The sequence below is a fragment of the Flavobacterium xizangense genome (assembly GCF_054075145.1).
Genome location: NZ_JBSIPG010000035.1, coordinates 1 through 416, shown reverse-complemented (window position 1 = coordinate 416; position 416 = coordinate 1). Strand labels below are relative to the sequence as shown.

Annotated in this window: 1 pseudogene; it reads left to right on the top strand. The window is 38.0% G+C overall.

Annotated elements, in window-relative coordinates:
- Positions 1 to 416: pseudogene (locus ACWA1B_RS22390) on the top strand (sugar kinase); the annotation flags it as partial.

The window sequence follows — 416 nt, the reverse complement described above, 5'->3', positions numbered from 1 at the left end:
TTAAAAGAAATCCGAAAAATGAATGTCGAATCTAAAAACATTGTTTATGGAGGAGACCGTTTAGGTATTTATTTTCTTGAAACAGGAGCAGGAACGCGTGGAAGCAATGTGGTGTATGATCGTGCACACAGCTCGATGGCAACTATTCAAAAAGGAAATGTTGATTGGGATAGAGTTTTGGATGGTGCCGAATGGTTTCATTGGAGCGGAATTACACCAGCAATTTCTGAAAGTGCTGCCGAAGCTTGTCTGGAAGCAATTAAAGTCGCTCACAAAAAAGGAATAACAATTTCTTGTGATTTGAACTACAGATCAAAATTGTGGCAATATGGCAAAACGCCAAGTGAAGTAATGCCAGAAATGCTAAAATACAGCAATGTGATTTTAGGAGATATTGATACGGCCTATTTTATGTT